Source organism: Burkholderia sp. Bp8994 (assembly GCF_003853805.1).
Taxonomy (GTDB): Bacteria; Pseudomonadota; Gammaproteobacteria; order Burkholderiales; family Burkholderiaceae; genus Burkholderia.
This window is the reverse complement of record NZ_QTQH01000001.1, coordinates 96,006-115,253: the sequence shown is the minus strand read 5'-3', so window position 1 is coordinate 115,253 and position 19,248 is coordinate 96,006. Positions and strand designations below refer to the sequence as shown.

The following is a 19,248-nucleotide window of genomic DNA, read 5'->3' as shown; positions in this document are numbered from 1 at the left end:
TTGACGTAGGGAAAAATGAACGATGCGATGTGCTCGGTCGAGGTTGTTCGCGTGCAGGTCATCGCATTGCATCGGTCAGCGGTCCGTGGTCCGCAGCGGCACGACAACCTCGACCATCGTGCAAATGCTAGCCCGGCGATCGAATCATTAACGTGCGAAAAGCTACTTTTCCGGGAGGTGACCTGGCTGGAACGCAGGTTTCGACTCGCGAACGCGATGTCGAACGGGCACGCGGCTGCCCGCCGTTTCGCGCACGACAGGCACCGCGACGCGAGGCCGAACGTCGACTGGTCATCGGCGGCATTCGTGCTGCGATACGCTGCGAACCAGGCCGTCGATCGACACGTCAGCGCGCCCGCGTGCGCCTCACGGTGCGGCAGGATGGGTGGCCGGCGGGACCGATGCCGGTCGCTTGACGAAATAGCGGAACACGGCGATCAGCAAGACAATCGGCACGAAATTCCGTCCGCTGAACAAATTCGGAATTCGAAGAATCTCCATGATCGAAACGTAGAGCACGGCATGCGCGCAACACCAGAACCCGGCTCCGCTCCGCCAGCCTGCGTAGCTCCGTCCGAACACCCAGCCGAGGACAACCGCATCGAGCAGCCCGAACCAGCCCCATTCGTAAAAGTGAACGAAGATCCCGGAGGGATTGTTGAATTCCGGGTCGGCGTAGCTGTTCAGGAACACGGTGATGCTGTCGGTCGAGTCGAGCCACGGCTGCAACGGTGCGCCGATGATCGGAAAATGCAGCAGCCAGTCGAAAGTGAACATCGGATGGCCGCGGTCCCAGCCGAGCACGCTCAGTATCCCCGCACCGTTGTTCAGCGCCGTCGAGTAATAGAGGCCGAGACGTTCGAGCGCGAAATCGAAAAGGTTGTCGTAGATGGTGACGTAATAGGCTTCCCACGACCGGTTGTACTCGTTCGCGATGAAGAGCCCGAACAGCAACGGAATCGCGGCGTACGGCCCGAGCGTCAGCAGTCGCGAGAACCGGCCGCCGAGCCGGAACCGCACGATCATGAGCGCGCATGGCAGCGCCACCTCGATCAACGCGAGCCGCTCGGCAAAGATGAAGCTGCGCAGCAGCGTCAGCACCGCGAGCACGCCCAGGTAAACCTTGTAGCGGTTCACCCCTTTGACCGACGTCTTGAACACGTAGAAATACAACGCGACGTACGGCGCGGCTGCCTGCGTGAACGAGCTCAGGCCCGTGAAGTGCCCTTTCTGCTCGAGCATGACATACGCATTCGCTTCGCCGTGCAGGAACGCCAGCAACAACGCCGGACGCGCGAGAATCCCGCCCAGCAGCATGAGATTGCCGAACAGCGCGAGCACGAACACGAAATCGAGTACGCCGGCGGGCAACTCGGCTGGCGCGGCCGGCGGCCCCCGGCGCGACTGCGCCTCGGTCGTCGCCAGCCACGCCGTCACCACGACGACCAGCAGGAACAACGCGCCGACCAATGCGTAATAGCCGTCGAAGTAGAGCCGCGCGATCGATTTCTGATTGACCAGCAGACTCAGCGACAACATCCCGTACAACGGCAGGATGAAGATCAGCACGAGGCGGGCGGGATCTTCCCACCAGTAACCTGTGTAAGCACCTGCCTCGCGACGGACACGCGCCGCCCTGCGCGCCGTCGCCCCGCTCTGTCGCGGACGGAGCCTGCCGTCGCCCGCACGCCGCCGTCTCATGAAGCCCGTTCCATCTGTTGTCGCGATACCGCCATTCCCTTGGCGACCGCCGCGGCCTGATGCGTGTTCGTATCCGCATAGCCGTAGTCGTACCGTCCCGGCGCGCCCTTGTAATCGTTCAGGACCACGCCGCGCACGTCGATATGCGCCTGTTCGAGCCGTCGTGCGCTTTCGTCGAGTTCCGCCAGTGTCGTCACGCCGCTGCGCGCGACGAGGAACACGGTTCCCGCGAGGCGGCCGAGCACCAGCGCATCGGCCACCGGCAGCAACGGCGGGCCGTCGATCACGACCATGTCGTAGCGCGATGCGACCTGCTCGATCAGTTCGGCGAGCGCGGGCTGCAGCAGCAGCTCGCCCGGATCGGGCACGACGCTGCCCATCGCGATGAAATCGAGGCCCGGCACGATGCCGCGCTTGATCGCCTCGTCGAGCCGATGGGTGCCAGCCACCACGTCCGACAGGCCCGGTGCGCGGCTGTAGCGGAATCGTTCGTGCAGCGACCCCTTGCGCAGGTCGGCATCGATCAGCAGGACTCGCCGCTTCGCCGCGCCGACGAGCGACGCGATATTCGCGGCGACGAACGACTTGCCGACACCGGTCGTCGGCCCGGAAATCAACACGACGGGATTCGACGCGTCCGGCATCGACAGTTGCAGTGCCGCACGGAAATTGCGCAGGCTTTCGAGCGCCGCGTCCTGCACGGCGACCGACGGCACCTGCGCGCGCGCGCCACGCCGTCCGGCCTTCGGGCGCAGCTCCGCTTGCGCCGCGCCCGGGCTGTGCGGCACGGTCGCGAACACGGGCAGTCCCGTCGTCCATTCGATTTCCTCGGCATCGCCGATCGTGCCGACGATGCGCTGCCGGACGATCACGATTGCCGCGCCTGCCAGCAGGCCCACCATCAGCAGGGCGATCACGGCGACCCCGCGATGCGGGCCGATCGGCTGCTCGGCGACCTTCGCCGTATCGACGATCCGCACGGTGCCGGTCTTGCTGGCCCGCGCGAGGATCATCTGCTGGCGCGTGTTGAGCAGGTTCGTGTACAGCGCCGTGTCGACGGCCACGTCGCGCTGCAACTGCAGCACGCCCTGTTCGACGGTCGGCAGTTGCTGGATCTGCTTGCGTGTCGTGTCGAGCGAACGCTGCGCGTCGGAGAGCTGAGCATCGACGGCCACCACGGCCGGATGCTTCGGCATGAAGCGCGTCAGCAATTCCTCGCGCCGCTGCTGCAGCGTCTGCACGCGCGTCTCGATGTCGACCGACTGCTGGCGCAACGCCAGCGCCTCGTCGCTCGTATTGACCGTCCCGTGCGAGGCCCGGAACGCGTTGAAGCGGCTTTCCGCCTTTTCGAGCTGCGCCTTGAGCTGCGGCAACTGGGCGTCCATGAAGCGGATCAGCTTGTCGGCCGCCTCGGACTTGCGCTGCGTGTTCTGCGCCAGGTATGCGTCGCCGATCGCGTTCAGCACGCGGCTGTCGTGCACGGGATCGGTGCCGTCAAGCGTCACGCCGACCATGTTCGACTGCTTGCCGCGCTCCGAGATCAGCGCGTTCTTCTGCAGCCAGGCCGTCGCCTCCTCGTCGCTGTAGCGCGTCAGGTCGAAGCGTGCGCCGGGCTTGCCGGCCACACCGCGTACGAATATGTCGAGCGGCCCCTGCGGCGTCTCGACATGTAGCGGCTGCCCGATGCGGCCCTGCCATGCGGGCCCCTTGCGGCCGAACCAGCCCGTACCCTGCAGCGTGTAGGCGCCGTCGTCGCCGACGGTCAGCGCGAACCGCTTGCCGAGCAGGCGCTTCGGCACGTCGAAGGTCGGCACGTCGATGCGCTCGGTGCCGTACACATAGCCGCCCGGCAGCGGCGACGACAGCCCGTCGGCCGCGTTCACGAACCGCCAGCCGATCAGCGGCAGGTAATGCGGCCTGGCGTCGACGGCCAGATTGGTGCTGTCGATCGCGCGATCGAGCACCGCGCGGGATTTCAACACTTCGATCTCGGTCGACGCATCCGTCTTCAGGTCGAATACCGACGACGGATCACCGGTCGGCGACGTCGATTTCGAGTCAGTCGGGCTTTGCTCGACCTGGAACAGGATGTCGGTCCGGTAGACGGGGGCCGCACACAGCGCATACACGGCGCCAACGAGTGCGCCCGCGAGCGCCGTGCCAAGGATCAGGCGCCGGCCGCCGTACAGCATGCCCCAGTAGCGGCGCACCGGATAGGACGGCCGCAGGGCGGGCCCGCTGTGCGGGTCGGGCAGGGTCGAGGAAGTCATACGGCATCAGTCCCGTAGGCGCGACGCGCGGTCGCGATGACGAAATGGGTCATGAGGGTCACGGCGAAATCGCCTTGGCCGTCAGCGCACCCTGCGCGGACGACGGAATCAGCAGGTTGACGACGCGGCTCCAGCGCACCAGCGACGACGCATCGACGAACACGACATCGCGACGCTCGAGCGGAAACTGATCGGCCAGCGCGAACGACGCGGGCGAACTGCCGTCGAGGTGGTACACCCGCGGGCGGTTGTCCGGGCCACGACGCACGACGAACACCTGGCGCGCGTCCGACGTGTACTGGCTCGCGCCGCCCGTGTCGCCGAGTGCTTCGCCGAGGCTCATCCGGCCGTCGGTCAGCGTCAGCGTCGCGGGCCGCGACACCTCGCCGAGCACGAACACCTTCGCGTCGCTCGCCGCGCGCACGCGCACGAGATCGCCGTCGCGCAGCAGGATGTTCGACGGGTTCACGCCCGCGGCGATCAGCGCCGGCAGGCTCACGTTCACGGTCTTGTCGCCGCGCGTCACCGAGACCTGCGAGCGATCGGCCGTCGGGGTAAAGCCGCCCGCGCGGTCGATCGCCTCGGGCAACGTCATCGGCATGTCGTTGACGATCTGCAGACCCGGCGTGCGCACCTCGCCATCGAGATAGACACGCTTGCTGCGATAGGTCTGCACGCGCAGCGCGATCTGCGGCTTGCGCACATATTCGCCGAGACGCTTCGTCAGCAGCGCGCGCGCCTGCGCCTCGGTCAGCCCCGCCACGTGCACGAGGCCGGCATACGCGAACTGCACGTTGCCGTTTGCGTCGACCGTGTAGCCGGTCGCGACCGAACTGGCACCGACACCGTCGCCGCCCGCCGTCGTCTGCGTCGTCGGCAGGTTCAGTTCGGGGTGGTCCCATACGACGATGCCGAGCACGTCGCCGGGGCCGATCGTGTACGGCTTCGGCTTGCCGAACAGCTGGCGGATTTCCGCATCGACATCGGCCGGCCGGCTCGCATGCTGCTGCGCGACGAACGCCGGCGTGATTTCGATCAGCTCCTCGCTCGACACGTTCTGCACACCGTCGAGGCCGCCCGCGCCCGATGCATCGGCGCTCACGCGCGCATTCGCGTCACGGTCGGCAGGCGCCCGGTACGTCATGCCCGGCGACAACGCACATGCGCTCAATGCGCACGCGGCCGCCACGATCGCCATGCGCGACAGCCACGGTGCGCGACGGGTGCCGGCCATGCGTGCCTGCAACGCTCCGTGCGTCGATTCGGGTTGCGTGGTGATTGACATCGTGCCCTTCCAAAACTGTGCGGTAACCCGCCGAACGCGGCGAATTCCGGCATTACGCTTGCCGGCGCGGCTCGCATCACGGTGCCACGCCTCCCTCTACACCGCACGTCAAACCGTACGATTCGTCATGAACTGCTCTTCGTCGCTTTCGTTACTCGTCTGCATCGCCTCGGCCGGCATCGTCCGCGCCGTCGATGCGCAGACGTTGCCCGCCGTCCCGGCCAACGCGCCAACGTTCGCATCGGCGGCGGCGCTCCCGCCCGTACCGCTGCAGCGATCGGCGCAAGCCGCCGCGACAAGCGACGCCGTCGAACCCGCTGCAGCCGCCTCCGGAGTCGCGATGTCCGCTTCCGCGCGTCCCGTCGCCAGCACCGCCGTCCAGCCCGAAACGCGCGCTCGCGGCGCGCTGCGCCGGCCGCTCGTGCCGGGGCGGCCGCATCGCCCGCAAGCGGCCAGTGCACCCGCCGACGACGTATGGCGCAGCGACAGGTTGTATGCGTCGCCCTACGCGAAGTCGCCCTATGAGCAACCGGACGATCCGGACTGAAGCATCCCGGCCGGTCATGCCTCGGCATGACCGGCGATGCACCGATACGGAATTGGACACCACGGCGAACGGCACGTCTGTGAGGGACCCCACCGAACGCCGATCTTCATGCGTAGAGGGGATCGCACCCCGATGCGCCGCCGCGTGCGACGCGGCGCGCATCACGACCGGCCGACGGACACGCTCGTGTACGATCGCGCGGCCGCTTCCGGTGCGGCCGGATCGGCGACGCGCGCGACCGGCCGGATCGCGTCGCGACCGAGCGCCTGCATGCACCGGTCGATCACGATGTCCGTGCCCACCGCGCCGTACACCGCATGGTCGACCTGCGGCTCGAGGTACAGACGCACGTGACGCGAGCACCGGAACGCGCGCTCGATTGCACCGAAGTGACGCCGGACATCGTCGATGCCGGGATCAAGCGCGCCGTACACCAGCGTCGTCCATACGTTGCGCTGCGCAAGCTCGTGCATCACGCCGCGCGGCGTGCCGATGCCCGGCTTCCAGCCGGCGCGCGCGACAAGCGCCTTCGCCGGCACGCTGACCCGCGCGATCGCATTCGCGGCCACCGCCCGCACGATCGGCCGCAGGTCGCGCCGATCCCGCACGAGGCGCTTCCATTTCTGCCAGTCGCGCACCGAAAGCCAGTAACCGCGCACCGAGTTGTTCCGCTGCTTCTGCACTGCCTCGAGCGAGAGTCCGGCCGGCCACACGAAGCGGGCGAGATTGATCGCGATCACGCCGCCGAGCGACGGCGTCTTCACGGCCGCATGCAACGCCGCATAGGCGCCGGAACAAATGCCCGCCGCGGCCACCTCCGGGTGACCGAGCGCGCGCAGCCAGTCCGCGGCAGCGGCCACGTCGTCGCTCGACCGCGCCGAATACACGACGCCCGACTGGTCGTCCAGCGCGGCGGGCCCGCTATCGCCGACGCCATGCACGTCGATCCGCAGTGTCGTCACGCCGGTGCGTGCCAGCGCGCGCGCGAGGCGCACGCTGAAGCGCCCTTCGCCGCTGCGCGGGTTCGTCGACGTGTTCGCGATCACGAGCGCCGGGCCGACCGGATTCGCCGGCCGCGTGTCGGCGGGACGGCACAGCACGCCGACGAGCCGGTCCGGACCGACCGCGACGACCTGCTCGGTCATGTCGTGTAGGTCCAGCGCGACGGCCGACTCGCCATTCCACGCCGAATCCGTTTGCATCGGGGTTTCGGCGCCAGCCGACATACGCGGCGCGCGTTCGGCGATCCAGTTCGCGAGCGTGTCGATCGCCGCGAGCGGCAAGCGCGAGCGCGTGCCGTCCAGCATCGTCGTCGGCCATTCGCGGAATTCATCGCTCGCCACGTCCACACCGCGCTCGAACAGCGCTTCGCGCAATGCCGGCCCGTCGCCCTGATCGGGCTGGATAAGCAGCATCGCGCCAGGCAATGTCGGCGCATCGCGCACGACGTCGCACAGATCGACCGCCTTCAGCGCATCGACGAAGTCGTCGGGAAACCGGTGTCCGAGCACGTTCATGCACGGTTCGTCGCGATGCGCGGCGCGGATCGCGGGCGACGTGATATCGAGCCACTGGCGATGCACGAACGACAGCTCGCGCAGGTAGGCGCGACCGCGCACGACCGGCGCCAGCGCCACCAGTGCGTCGACGCGCGGCGCCGGGCGCGGGCCCACGCCCGCGGCGGCCAGCATCGCGAACAACGCGCCCGCACGGATCCCGACGAGCGTCAGCGTGGTTACGCCAACCTGATCGCGCAACAGGTCGATCGCGTCGTGAATGCTGGCGATGCTCGCGACATACCGACCAGCGTCGCGATCGTCGCCCGCCGAGTCGCCGGTGCACGGGTAGTTGAATCGCAATACCGTGACACCCTCGCGGGCCAGCCGCTCTGCGATCGCCCGCATGAGCTTGTGCGTCCACGATGCCTCGTGACCCAGCGACTCGCACAGGATCACGCCTTGTGTCGTATGTCCTTCGTGCAGCCACCCCACGCAGCTGCCGAACGTTATCGGCTTCAATCGGTACTCCTCGGCTCGGTATTTGTTATCGGATGCGGACACGCGTCCGGCGGCACACCGGAATCGGCCACTCCACGGTCGTGTGACCGCTCTACGGCGCACGGCCTTCACGCAACGGACCTCCGCCGCGCCCCTGCGCAACCCGTCCCTTCGCGATGCGTTGCCCTGCCCCGTTGCCTGGCGGCGGCAGGTTGCCGGCCCGAGTCGTCGTCAAGCCATGTCTGCCGCGCACGCAAACAGTCGTTCGATTAGAGCACTCGGCCCGAGCGCCCTTCGGTGCGCCAGCTTACAAATGCATTCATTACCGTGGCGATACAACGAGGCGCCCGCTGTTCCGATTCGCGCCGCGCGTGTGCGCCGAATCCGCGAAAGGTAGGCTCGCGAACACAGTCGTCCCGCTCGCCCCGTATCATGACCGCCATGCGATGTGGCCGTGTCCGGCATCGCCGGACGAAACCGGCGCCAGCCGGAACGGGCCGCGAACCCACGCAGCCGGGTCAGCGCCGACCGGCCGCGCGAGCGCACGGCGGCCCGCACCTCGCCACCCTGCGACACCCACGGCGCCGACCAAGCGAATGTCAAACCTCAAGAAGAATTTCCTGCTGCTGCTGACGCTGCAGATTTCGATGTATGCGGTGCCGCTGCTGATCGCACCGTTGCTCACGCACGCGCTGGGCCCGGAAGGCTACGGGCAGCTCGCGTTCTCGCTCGCGGTCATCGCGTACCTCACCAACTGTACGAGCTACAGCTTCGACCTGACCGCCACGCCGCGCATCGCGCTCGCGCGCGACGACCGCGCCGAACGCTCCCGCATCTTCTGGGCGACGCTGTATGCGCAGATCGGCATCGCGGTGATCTGTTTCATCGTGCTGGTCGGGCTGATCGTGCTGGTCGGCCGCTTCGGCGAAGACCGCGACCTGCTGCTGATCGGCTTCGGGATGGTGGCCGGCGTGGCGTTCACGCCGGGCTGGTATTTCCAGGGCATGGAGAAGTTGCGCGCGCTGAGCGTGATCCTGTTCGTTGGCCGCATCCTGAGCCTGCCCGCGATGTTCGCGCTCGTGCACAGCCCGGCGGACATCGACCGCGCGATGATCGTCAACGCGGCCGTCCCGACGCTGTCAGCGCTCGTACTGGCCGTCTATCTGTATGCCCAGCGCGAAATCGACTTCGTTCGCGTAGGTTTCGCCGACATCGCCGAATCGCTGAAAGGCGGCTGGCAGGTGTTCCTCGCATCGACGTCGATCGCGTTCTATGCGTCGACCAACACCGTGCTGCTCGGCTTCGTGTCGGGCAACGTCGCGGCCGGCTACTTCGCCGCCGGCGACAAGCTGATCCGCGCGGCGCTCAGCATGCTCCAGCCGCTGAAGGCCGCCACCTATCCTCGCATCAGCTATCTGATGCGGCATGCGCGAAACGACGCGTTCTCGTTCCTGCGCAAGCTGTTCGTGGTGCAGGTCGCGATGGTGCTCGGCATCTCGCTCGCGATCTTCTTCGGCGCGCCGCTCGCCGTGCGCATCCTGTACGGCCCTTCGTACGAACCGACGGTCCAGGTGCTGCGCTGGATGGCCTTCATTCCATTCATGGCCGGGATGACCGACCTCTTCGGTGTGCAGACGATGCTGCCGCTCGGAATGAAGTCCGAATTCACGCGTGTCCTGATGTCATCGGGCATTCTGAACATCGTGCTCGTGCCGGTGCTCGCGAAGTACTTCGCCGAACTGGGCGCCGCCGCCGCCGTGCTGACGGCCGAGGCTGCGGTCGCAGCGGCGCTCGCGACCGTCGTCTATCGTGCCGGGATTCCGCTGCCGGGCAGTCCCGTCGCTCGGCGCGGTTAGCTGGCGCAGCGTCCGTGCTGCCGGTTTTCCCCGAGGCGACCGGAATTCGACGGGGTTCCATTCGATGCACACGCAACGAATCCCCCACAAGCCTCCCGTCGCCGCCCCCGATCCGCCTCCCCTCGAAACGACCGCCCGCGGGTACTTCTTACCCTGCTGCACACGCACAATCAGGAACGCTTACCGGCTTTTCCCCACATCGCACACCCGCATCGAAAAAAGATCATACGTATCAGTAGAAACACCGATGCTGTAGTCAAACTACATTCGTACGATTGGCCACTGCAGAGAATCGCTACATCCGATTCGGCAGTGTCGGACGGTCCGCGTCGCCGTCCGCGTTGTTCGATCGGGCCCAACCGGCCGTAACGATTCCCCGCCTGGCCTGGCATGCCGACGCGCAACTACCCTGCATCGCCAGCCGAATGCGTCCGGTGCGAATCCACCGGACGTGCGCAGCTCCAGACATCATCCGAACAACAACCGGCAATACGATCATGGAGAGCAACATGCGGGACAAACACTGGCCGGCCGTCGTGCTGGCAGCGACCCTCTGCACCACCGCCTACGCAGGCAACGCCGATTTCAATTCACAGGGCGACGCCGCCGACGCATTCGCGTCGTCCGCCGCGCAGCGGCGCGCCGACGTCCTCGTGCGCAAGATGACGCTCGACGAGAAACTGCAGTTCATCCATTCGCAATACGAAATGTCGAAGGTGCCGAACGGCGGTGCCGGCTACATCCAGGGCGTGCCGCGGCTCGGCATTCCCGATCTCAACATGGTCGACTCCGCGACCGGCTCCGGCAGCACGTCGCTCGCGAGCACGACCTTCCCCGCCACGATCGCCGTCGCCGCGAGCTGGGATCGCCGCCTGTCGTACGACTACGGCAAGCAGGTTGCGATCCAGTTGCGCGCGCAAGGGTTCGGCATGGGTCTCGGCGGCGGCACCAATCTCGCGCGCGAGCCGCGCGGCGGCCGGCTGTTCGAGTATCTCGGCGAGGATCCGTTGCTCGCAGGCGACCTGCTCGCGGAGCGCACGCTCGCCACGCAGCGGCAGAAGGTCATCGCGACCATCAAGCACTATGCCGGCAACGAACAGGAGCATGGCCGGATGGGCGGCAACACGCAGATCGACGAACGCACGCTGCGCGAGCTCTACCTGCTGCCGTTCGAGATCGCCGCGAAGCGCGGGCAGCCCGGCAGCGTGATGTGCAGCTACAACCGCCTGAACGGCGCATACGCGTGCGAGAACACGCATCTGCTGAACGACGTGCTGAAGAACGAATGGGGCTTCCAGGGCCAGGTGCAATCCGACTGGGGCGCGACGCACAGCACGGCCGCCGCGATCAACGCCGGGCTCGACGAGGAAGAAGACGTCGGCCCGTCGGTCTACCTGACGCCGGCGGCCGTCAAGCAGGCGATCGCGAACGGCTCGGTATCGACCGCGCGCCTCGACGACATGGTGCGCCGCAAGCTCGCGGTGATGATCCGCGTCGGCGTGATGGACGATCCGGCCAAGGGCGGCGGCACGATCGATTTCGCGGCCGCGAACCGGTTCGCGCAGAGCGTCGCCGAGCAGTCGATCGTACTGCTGAAGAACGACGGCAACCAGTTGCCCTTGGCGGCGGCGGCCTTGTCGCGCATCGCGGTGATCGGCGGCCACGCCGACGCGGCCGTGCTGTCGGGCGGCGGCTCGGGCAACACGCGCGATCCGGTCACCGGTTCGTTCGCGGGCTGCGGCGGCCTGACGTTCGGGGCGTCGACCGGCTGCAGCTGGTGGCGCAATCCGTGGCTCAAGGTCGACGTGCCGATCGTCGCGGCGATCCGCGCGCTCGCGCCGGCGGCACAAGTCACGTTCGCGGGCAACAGCGACCAGCAGTCGCCGTTCCGCGCGTACACGCAGCAGGAAATCGACCAGGCCGCGGCGCTCGCGGGCCGCTCGGACGTCGCGATCGTCGTGGTCGCGCAGCCGGCCGGCGAGGATTTCGGCGATCTGCAAAGCCTGAGCCTCGCGAATCCGTCGAATCAGGATGCGCTCGTCGAAGCGGTCGCGCGGGCGAACCCGCACACGATCGTCGTCGTCCAGAGCGGCAACCCGGTGCTGATGCCGTGGAAGGACAACGTGTCGGCAATCGTCGAGGCGTGGTATCCGGGCGAAGGCGGCGGCAAGGCCATCGCGAACGTGCTGTTCGGCGCGGTCAACCCGTCTGGCAAGCTGCCCGTCACGTTCCCGGCGCGCGACCAGGACACGCCGACGTGGGGGCAAGGCGGCGCATTCGACAACGACCCCGTCTACGCGGAGAAGCTGAACATGGGCTACCGCTGGTACGACGCTCGCAACATCAAGCCGATGTTCGAATTCGGCCACGGGCTGTCGTACACGCACTTCGCGTATTCCGGGTTGTCGGTGTCGCGGCAACGGGACGGCTCGCTGAGCGTCGCGTTTACCGTGCGCAACGACGGGCGTGTCGCCGGCGCGGAAACGCCGCAGGTCTATCTCGGCGTGCCGTACAAGGACGAGCCGCCGAAGCGGCTGGTCGGCTGGGAAAAGATCCGGCTGAACCCGGGCGAGGCACGGCATGTCCGCGTGACCGTGTCGCCGCGGATGCAGAGCGTGTGGGATACGTCGCGCAATGGCTGGAAGGTCGTGCCGGGCGGGACGGTGTATGTCGGCGCGTCGTCGCGCGATATCCGGCTGCAGGGTAGCTAGGCAGCCGGCCTGACGATGCCGGTGTCGGGTGGAACGCCGCCCGACACCCGCGCACAACGCGTCGATTCGTACGATTAAAGAGGCGCCACCGGCTGGCAAACGATGCACAATCGCCGCGTTTCGTTCACATTGTCGACCAGGTGTCGGCAATGCGTGCGCGATGCGCACATGAATGAAAACCGGGAATGCCATCCATGCCCGGATTGACTTGCTCGTGCGCCCCGTTCGGCTACGATGTGAACGTGCGATTTACCGGACTTCGTGCCGGCCGCCCACCGCACGAATGTGATAGCGTAGTGAAGCCGCAGCACGGTCTCGTCGCCGATGGTCGGAGAAGAACATGTCGGCAGGTCCGCGGGCGCGCTTCGTCGTCAGTCGTCATTGCAAAGGAGTTCTCCTATGTGGACCAAACCTGCCTACACTGATCTGCGACTCGGTTTCGAAGTCACGATGTACGTGTCGAATCGCTGATTCGGGCACGCCATCCGGAAAGGAAAGCCTCGGTCTGCCGAGGCTTTTTCTTTGCTTCGCACCCCGGCCCCTCGTCGCACCGACATGCTCATACACATCCTCGGATCCGCCGCGGGCGGCGGCTTTCCGCAATGGAACTGCAACTGTGCGAACTGCGCGGGTTTTCGCGCGGGCACGATCGACGCGCAGGCCCGCACCCAGTCGTCGATCGCGCTGTCCGACGACGGCACGAACTGGGTGTTGTGCAACGCGTCCCCCGACATTCGCGCGCAGCTGCAAGCCTTCCAGCCGTTGCAGCCGGGCCGCGCGCTGCGCGACACCGGCATCGCCGCCGTCGTGCTGATGGACAGCCAGATCGACCATACCGCCGGCCTGCTGAGCCTGCGCGAAGGCTGTCCGCTGCAGCTGTGGTGTACCGACATGGTCCACCATGACCTCGTCAGCGGCTTTCCGCTGTTCAACATGCTCGCGCACTGGAACGGCGGGCTGGTCTGGAACCGCATCGTGCTCGGCGACAGCTTCACCGTGCCGGCCTGCCCGAACCTGCGCTTCACGCCGCTGCCGCTGAGCAGTGCGGCGCCACCCTATTCGCCGCATCGCTTCGATCCGCATCCCGGCGACAACATCGGCCTGCTCGTCGAGGATCGCCGCACCGGCGGCACGTTGTTCCATGCACCCGGGCTCGGCACGGTGGACGACGCGCTGCTGCAACGGATGAACGACGCGGACTGCGTGCTCGTGGACGGCACGCTGTGGGACGACGATGAGATGCTGCGACGCGGCGTCGGTGTACGCACCGGCCGCGAAATGGGTCATCTCGCACTGAACGGTCCGGGCGGCATGCTCGACGTGCTGGCCCGGGTGCCGGGCCCGCGCAAGGTATTGATTCACGTCAATAACACCAATCCGATCCTCGACGAAGGTTCTCCCGAACGCGCGGAATTGCGGCAGCGCGGGATCGAGGTCGCCTTTGACGGGATGGACATCGTGCTATAAAAAACGCATGGTCCCGCTTCCGCGACGCACATCGTGACGCATACGACGTCGATTGCGGTACGACGCACGCCCTTCCAGTGTCCCCAACGTCATGGAACCGTCGATGAGCCAACCCGCTCTCACTCCCGCCCAGTTCGAGCAGGCGCTGCGTGCCAAGGGCGCCTTCTATCACATCCACCACCCGTACCACGTCGCGATGTTCGAAGGCCGCGCGACCCGGGAGCAGATCCAGGGCTGGGTCGCGAACCGCTTCTACTATCAGGTCAGCATTCCGCTGAAGGACGCGGCGATTCTCGCGAATTGCCCCGACCGCGAGGTTCGCCGCCAGTGGGTCCAGCGCCTGATCGATCACGACGGAACCGCCGGCGACGAAGGCGGTATCGAGGCGTGGCTGAGGCTCGGTGAAGCGGTCGGGTTGGACCGCGCGCAGTTGCGCTCGCAGGAACGCGTGCTGCCCGGCGTGCGTTTCGCCGTGGACGCCTACGTGAATTTCGCGCGCCGCGCGAACTGGCAGGAAGCTGCGAGCAGCTCGCTCACGGAACTGTTTGCGCCGCAGATCCACCAGTCGCGCCTCGACACCTGGCCGCGCCACTACCCGTGGATCGATCCGGACGGCTACGCGTATTTCCGCACGCGCCTCGGTCAGGCGCGCCGCGACGTCGAGCACGGGCTCGACATCACGCTGCGGCATTACACGACCTACGAGAGCCAGCAGCGGATGCTGGATATCCTGCAGTTCAAGCTCGACGTGCTGTGGACGATGCTTGACGCGATGTCGATGGCCTACGAACTGCACCGGCCGCCTTATCACACCGTCACCGACCAGCCGGTCTGGCACAAGGGAATCGCACCATGAATTTCGACAGGAATCGCGTGCCGCGCTGGCGGCCGGGTTTTCGCTTCCAGTTCGAGCCGGCCCAGCATGCGCACGTGCTGCTGTACCCCGAAGGCATGGTCAGATTCAACGAAAGCGCGAGTGCGATCGGCGGGCTGATCGATGGCACGCGCACCGTCGCGGACATCGTTGCGCATCTCGAACGGCAATTCCCCGACGTGCCCGAACTCGGTACCGACGTCGAGGATTTCATGGAGACCGCCCGTGCCCAACACTGGATCGAACTCGCGTGAGCCGGTGACGCCCGACGCCGCGCGGGCGGCAACCGGATTGCCGCTGTGGCTGCTGGCCGAACTGACGTACCGGTGCCCGCTGCAGTGCCCATACTGCTCGAATCCGCTCGATTTCTCGCGCCAGGGCGCGGAGCTCGACACGGCACAGTGGTTCAGGGTCATGGCCGAAGCGCGCGAGATGGGCGCCGTGCAGATCGGCTTCTCGGGCGGCGAACCGCTCGTCCGTCCGGATCTTGCCACACTGATCGGCGAGGCGCGCCGCCTCGGTTACTACACGAACCTGATCACGTCGGGTATCGGCCTGACCGAACAGAAGATCGATGCGTTTCGCCAAGCCGGCCTCGATCACATCCAGATCAGCTTCCAGGCGAGCGACGCGACGGTCAACGACATGCTGGCCGGATCGGAAAAGGCATTCGCCCACAAGCTCGCGATGGCCCGCGCGGTCAAGGCGCACGGCTATCCGATGGTGCTGAACTTCGTCACGCACCGCCACAACATCGACGACATCGACCGCATCATCGAGCTGTGCATCGCGCTCGACGCGGACTACGTCGAGCTCGCGACGTGCCAGTATTACGGATGGGCCTACCTGAACCGTCAGGCGCTGCTCCCCACCCGCGCACAGCTCGAGCGCGCGGAGCGCATCACGAACGCGTATCGGGCGAAGCTCGCCGCCGCGAACAACCCATGCAGGCTGATCTTCGTCACGCCCGACTATTACGAGGAGCGGCCGAAGCCCTGCATGAGCGGCTGGGGCAGCCTGTTCCTGATCGTCACGCCGGACGGCACCGCACTGCCGTGCCACGGCGCGCGGCAACTGCCGATCGCCTTTCCGAACGTGCGCGATCACGACCTGCGACACATCTGGTACGAATCGTTCGGCTTCAACCGCTTCCGCGGCGACGACTGGATGCCCGAACCCTGCAAGTCGTGCGACGAGAAGAAGAAGGACTTCGGCGGGTGCCGATGCCAGGCGTATCTGATGACGGGCGATGCAAGCCTCACCGATCCCGTCTGCGGCAAGTCGCCTCATCACGGCCTGATCGAGAAAGCACGCGAGGCCGCGCTCGCGCCGCTGCAACCCATGACGCAACTCGTGTTTCGCAACGTACGCAATTCGCGTGAATTGACGAAGACCTGAACGGCGCCGCGCGCTCGCCGCCGATCGCCGGTGTTTCCTGATTTGGAACGCAATGTTCGCGCATCGCGTCGGGCCGGCTCACTATAATTCGTTCGATCGAAAGCGATCGTCAGACCCATTACCGGAGCAGACCATGAACGACCTTCATATCGTCGCCGTGCTGTACGCCAAGGCGGGGCAGGAGGCGCAATTGCGCGAAGACCTGATCGCCCTTGCCGGTCCGTCGCAGAATGAAGAAGGCAATCTGCGCTACGAGGTGCATGTCGACAGCGAAGATCCGCGCCGGTTCGTTTTTGTCGAACATTGGGCAGATCCCGCCCTGCGCGAAAAGCATCACACGCAAGGCGCACACATCCTGAATTTCCACGCCAACGGCGTGAAGAATGTCGAGCGCTCGGAAGTCTTCAAACTGTCTCGCCTCGCCTGACCCTCCTTTCCCGCGCTGACCACCGTTTCATGCGCGTGCGCGCGACGCCGGACATCTCGCCGCGCGCCGCGTCGTCGCCCCGGATTCAGCGAGGAGCGACGCGGTGTCCGGCAACCCATCGAATCCGTTTTTGCAACGTTGCGCACCGACGGCCCGTCACGCGCCGGCTACCGCCCATGGCGCGGCAGCGAGGCGCTCCGCCAGATAGTCCAGGAACGCGGTCACGCGCAACGGCCGCAAGCTGCTCGGCGGCGTCACGAGATTCACGCCCACCGGATCGATCCGCCACTCGGGCAATACGTCCACCAGTTCGCCTCGCATCAACGCGTCCCTGACGACGAACTCGGGTTGCAACGCGACGCCCCGGCCAGCCAGCAGCGCGGGAACGATCACGTCGGCGCTGTTGCTGCGGATGATGCCGCGCACCGTGACTGCGAACGCGTCTCCGCACGTATGACGGAATTGCCATAGCTCGGGCGTCGCCAAGCCCGTGTAGACGAGACACGCATGCCGGGCCAGGTCGCGAGGATGCGTCGGTCGCCCCCATCGTTTCAGATAGGCCGGCGAAGCCACCAGCGGGTGATTCACCGCACAGAGCCGGCGCGCCCGCAGCGACGAATCGGCGAGTTCCGCGATGAGCACCGCCACGTCGAACCCGCCGCCGACCACATCGACGATGCGGTCGGTGACGCAAAGGTCGATCTCCACCTGCGGATAGCGTTCGAGAAAGGCGGGGATCAACGGCGCGACGTGGCGGCTCGCGAACGACATCGGCACGGCAACGCGCACCAGACCGCGCAGTTCCGTCGCGTGCGACGACGCCTCGGTCTCCGCCGCCGCGGCTTCGCTGAGAATGCGAATCGCTCGCGATTTGGCGATTTCGCCGGCGGCCGTCAGCGAAACCTGACGCGAGTTTCGATAAAAGAGCGCCGTGCCGAGCCGGCGTTCGAGTCGGGAAATGGCTTTCGACACGGTCGGCTGCGAGAGGTCGAGCGCCTCCGCGGCCCTGACGAAAGAGCCCGTTTCGAGCACGTGCGCGAAAATCGCCCACGCCTCGAGGTCAGGAAGTATCTGCATCAGACAGCAAGCCTCCGGTTGGCCGATCCGGCCGGTTTCCTGCCGATACCGGTGCCGCGCCCTGCAGCGTTCGCGCTGCATGAGCACCGCCGCCGACACCGGCTGCGCGATGTGCACACCGCTAGAAAAGCGTATGAAGGCCGATGCGGGCAATGGCCTGGTTCGCGCCGGACGACGCGCCATCCGGATCCATCACACCGTTGATTTGCGCCCGGGCACCGCTGCTTGCCCGCTGCCACACACCGGTCGCGTACACCATCGTTCGCTTCGACAGCGTGTACTGCACCGTCGCCGTGACCTGGTGAGCGTGGTCGTTGTCGAGCGCCGCATTGCCCTTCATGTACATGTAATCCGCGCCGATCCTGACCGGACCGGAGAGTTGCCAGGTACCGCCCGACTCGGCCATCCACACCGAGCCACCGGACGCAGCGTTATGAACGGTCGTCACCAGCGCGCTCAGGTTCGCCCGTCCGATCCGGTAGTGCGCCCCTGCGCCCCAGTTACGCACACTCGTCGCGACGGAGCCCGGCTGTGCGCCATATTTCTCGTTGGTGTACGCGGCGGCGGCGCCGAACGGTCCAGCCTCGTAGTCGAGACTGGCGCTCACCGTATTGCCCGCGCCGATCGAGCCCGGCACGCCGCCGAACGCATAAAGCGCACCCGCCTTCAGCCCATGGATGACCGGGCTCACGAACTTGACGGCGTTCGCTACACGCTGACTGCCCGCCATCCGGTCCCAGTCGAACGCGCCGGTCGGGTTGCCGGGCAGCGCGAGCTTGCGAAAGGGTCCGTTGCGCAGGTTGTACAGTCCGGCGACATCGGCCGCCGCGTCAGTGCCGCTGAAGAACAGCGTATCGGCCATGAATTCATACTGGTTGCCGAACGTCAGCGTGCCCAGCCGGTCGTTCTGCACACCGACGTACGCGGTACGCGCGAACAGGCCATTGCCGATCAGCGCGCCGGTACCCGGTGAAATCTGGCTGACCAGCTGGAAAATGACCTTTGAGCCACCGCCGACATCTTCGCTTCCGCGCAAGCCGAGCAGGCTCGGCGTAAAAATCCCGTCGTCGAATTTCGCATTGCCGTGGCCGCCTTCGTTACTGACGTAACTCAGTCCCACGTCGAGCGCGCCGAACAACGTGACACTGCTCTGCGCGCACGCGATCGGCACATGCGCAATCATCAACAGGGCCGGGGCATAGAGACGCTTTCCGAACATGAACCGCCTTCTTCATTGCTTCGCAATCCGAATCACAACGACCGGACCTTTCAATCATCCCGCGCAATGCAGGTAGGCACGCGCACGCCGCCGTCATGCCCGATCGCGCGACAGGCGGCACGCATCGACGGCACGAGTCTAGCGCACGGAATGACGCTTCGACGTTCGGCCCGCGAGAACACAATGTTCTGCATCTCCCGGCTACGCAACGCATCGCGGTTCGCCTACACTCGTTCGGTGCATCGGCAGATGCGCCGCGATTCGAGCCACGACCCGAGCCGCGATCCGTCGCCGACGAGAATCGATTGCGCATGCGATCGCGACACCCTCCGCCGCGCCCGATGCTTCGCGCTCAGGTCGAGCCGACCGGCGCACGCCAGGTCCCCACTTGCCAGGCCCGGAACTCCTTCCTCCGGCTT

At 66.5% G+C, this 19,248-nt stretch carries 15 protein-coding genes; 9 read left to right on the top strand and 6 right to left on the bottom strand.

From position 1 onward, the window contains the following. Window positions 1-366: 366 nt before the first annotated feature. From DIE04_RS00500 to DIE04_RS00490, 3 genes are read right to left on the bottom strand one after another with little or no spacing between them, the layout of a single operon-like run. Entirely contained in the window at window positions 367-1,701 is a 1,335-nt protein-coding gene (locus DIE04_RS00500; protein ID WP_124519634.1) for an oligosaccharide repeat unit polymerase, read from the bottom strand. Further along, window positions 1,698-3,971, bottom strand: coding sequence for a polysaccharide biosynthesis tyrosine autokinase (locus tag DIE04_RS00495; protein ID WP_124519636.1), 2,274 nt, complete (start codon window positions 3,969-3,971; stop codon window positions 1,698-1,700). The genes DIE04_RS00500 and DIE04_RS00495 overlap by 4 nt, the downstream gene beginning before the upstream one ends. A gap of 58 nt (window positions 3,972-4,029) precedes the next feature. Beyond that, window positions 4,030-5,256 (bottom strand): polysaccharide biosynthesis/export family protein, encoded by a 1,227-nt coding sequence (locus tag DIE04_RS00490; protein ID WP_124519638.1) that lies wholly within the window; start codon window positions 5,254-5,256, stop codon window positions 4,030-4,032. Between the two features lie 127 nt (window positions 5,257-5,383). Here DIE04_RS00490 and DIE04_RS00485 point away from each other — a divergent pair, with 127 nt between their 5' ends. After that, entirely contained in the window at window positions 5,384-5,803 is a 420-nt protein-coding gene (locus tag DIE04_RS00485; RefSeq protein WP_124519701.1) for a hypothetical protein, read from the top strand. A gap of 161 nt (window positions 5,804-5,964) precedes the next feature. Here the strand turns inward: DIE04_RS00485 and DIE04_RS00480 are convergent, their stop codons facing one another. Continuing rightward, on the bottom strand, window positions 5,965-7,821 hold the full coding sequence (locus DIE04_RS00480; protein ID WP_124519640.1) for a serine aminopeptidase domain-containing protein: 1,857 nt from the start codon (window positions 7,819-7,821) through the stop codon (window positions 5,965-5,967). Window positions 7,822-8,396: 575 nt separating this feature from the next. Here DIE04_RS00480 and DIE04_RS00475 point away from each other — a divergent pair. From DIE04_RS00475 to DIE04_RS00440, 8 genes are all read left to right on the top strand, one after another. Next, window positions 8,397-9,656 carry an oligosaccharide flippase family protein gene (locus DIE04_RS00475; protein WP_124484981.1) on the top strand — a complete coding sequence of 420 codons (1,260 nt, stop codon included), beginning with the start codon at window positions 8,397-8,399 and terminating at the stop codon, window positions 9,654-9,656. 509 nt (window positions 9,657-10,165) lie between these two features. Further along, a complete protein-coding gene (locus tag DIE04_RS00470) occupies window positions 10,166-12,367 on the top strand; it encodes a glycoside hydrolase family 3 C-terminal domain-containing protein (protein ID WP_124519642.1) in 2,202 nt (733 codons plus the stop codon). 399 nt (window positions 12,368-12,766) lie between these two features. Continuing rightward, on the top strand, window positions 12,767-12,838 hold the full coding sequence (gene pqqA, locus DIE04_RS00465) for a pyrroloquinoline quinone precursor peptide PqqA (protein ID WP_124485082.1): 72 nt from the start codon (window positions 12,767-12,769) through the stop codon (window positions 12,836-12,838). An 84-nt stretch (window positions 12,839-12,922) separates the two neighbouring features. Beyond that, entirely contained in the window at window positions 12,923-13,834 is a 912-nt protein-coding gene (pqqB, locus tag DIE04_RS00460) for a pyrroloquinoline quinone biosynthesis protein PqqB (RefSeq protein ID WP_124519643.1), read from the top strand. Window positions 13,835-13,937: 103 nt separating this feature from the next. Then, the gene (gene pqqC, locus DIE04_RS00455) at window positions 13,938-14,690 is read left to right on the top strand and encodes a pyrroloquinoline-quinone synthase PqqC (protein WP_044843142.1); all 753 of its coding nucleotides are present in this window, start codon (window positions 13,938-13,940) and stop codon (window positions 14,688-14,690) included. Continuing rightward, window positions 14,687-14,962: a pyrroloquinoline quinone biosynthesis peptide chaperone PqqD gene (gene pqqD / locus DIE04_RS00450; RefSeq protein ID WP_044842933.1), complete on the top strand. Its 276-nt coding sequence runs from the start codon at window positions 14,687-14,689 to the stop codon at window positions 14,960-14,962. Before pqqC ends, pqqD begins: the two co-directional genes overlap by 4 nt. Then, on the top strand, window positions 14,934-16,106 hold the full coding sequence (gene pqqE / locus DIE04_RS00445; protein ID WP_185500276.1) for a pyrroloquinoline quinone biosynthesis protein PqqE: 1,173 nt from the start codon (window positions 14,934-14,936) through the stop codon (window positions 16,104-16,106). The genes pqqD and pqqE overlap by 29 nt, the downstream gene beginning before the upstream one ends. A 133-nt stretch (window positions 16,107-16,239) precedes the next feature. After that, complete coding sequence (locus tag DIE04_RS00440; RefSeq protein WP_124484984.1) at window positions 16,240-16,533, top strand: putative quinol monooxygenase; 294 nt, start codon at window positions 16,240-16,242, stop codon at window positions 16,531-16,533. Window positions 16,534-16,689: 156 nt separating this feature from the next. Here DIE04_RS00440 and DIE04_RS00435 read toward each other — a convergent pair whose 3' ends face one another. Together DIE04_RS00435 and DIE04_RS00430 are read right to left on the bottom strand one after the other, a co-directional pair. Further along, entirely contained in the window at window positions 16,690-17,610 is a 921-nt protein-coding gene (locus DIE04_RS00435) for a LysR family transcriptional regulator (protein WP_124519703.1), read from the bottom strand. A 121-nt stretch (window positions 17,611-17,731) separates the two neighbouring features. Beyond that, the gene (locus DIE04_RS00430; protein WP_409333434.1) at window positions 17,732-18,793 is read right to left on the bottom strand and encodes a porin; all 1,062 of its coding nucleotides are present in this window, start codon (window positions 18,791-18,793) and stop codon (window positions 17,732-17,734) included. Window positions 18,794-19,248 lie beyond the last annotated feature (455 nt).

Bases quoted from the DNA above. Each gene is read 5' to 3' on its own strand.
- DIE04_RS00500 (WP_124519634.1), bottom strand. From the start codon at position 1,701: ATGAGACGGCGGCGTGCGGGCGACGGCAGGCTCCGTCCGCGACAGAGC.
- DIE04_RS00485 (WP_124519701.1), top strand. From the start codon at position 5,384: ATGAACTGCTCTTCGTCGCTTTCGTTACTCGTCTGCATCGCCTCGGCC.
- DIE04_RS00490 (WP_124519638.1), bottom strand. From the start codon at position 5,256: ATGTCAATCACCACGCAACCCGAATCGACGCACGGAGCGTTGCAGGCA.
- DIE04_RS00475 (WP_124484981.1), top strand. From the start codon at position 8,397: ATGTCAAACCTCAAGAAGAATTTCCTGCTGCTGCTGACGCTGCAGATT.
- DIE04_RS00435 (WP_124519703.1), bottom strand. From the start codon at position 17,610: ATGCAGATACTTCCTGACCTCGAGGCGTGGGCGATTTTCGCGCACGTG.
- DIE04_RS00495 (WP_124519636.1), bottom strand. From the start codon at position 3,971: ATGACTTCCTCGACCCTGCCCGACCCGCACAGCGGGCCCGCCCTGCGG.
- DIE04_RS00440 (WP_124484984.1), top strand. From the start codon at position 16,240: ATGAACGACCTTCATATCGTCGCCGTGCTGTACGCCAAGGCGGGGCAG.
- DIE04_RS00430 (WP_409333434.1), bottom strand. From the start codon at position 18,793: ATGATTGCGCATGTGCCGATCGCGTGCGCGCAGAGCAGTGTCACGTTG.
- pqqB (WP_124519643.1), top strand. From the start codon at position 12,923: ATGCTCATACACATCCTCGGATCCGCCGCGGGCGGCGGCTTTCCGCAA.
- pqqC (WP_044843142.1), top strand. From the start codon at position 13,938: ATGAGCCAACCCGCTCTCACTCCCGCCCAGTTCGAGCAGGCGCTGCGT.
- pqqD (WP_044842933.1), top strand. From the start codon at position 14,687: ATGAATTTCGACAGGAATCGCGTGCCGCGCTGGCGGCCGGGTTTTCGC.
- DIE04_RS00470 (WP_124519642.1), top strand. From the start codon at position 10,166: ATGCGGGACAAACACTGGCCGGCCGTCGTGCTGGCAGCGACCCTCTGC.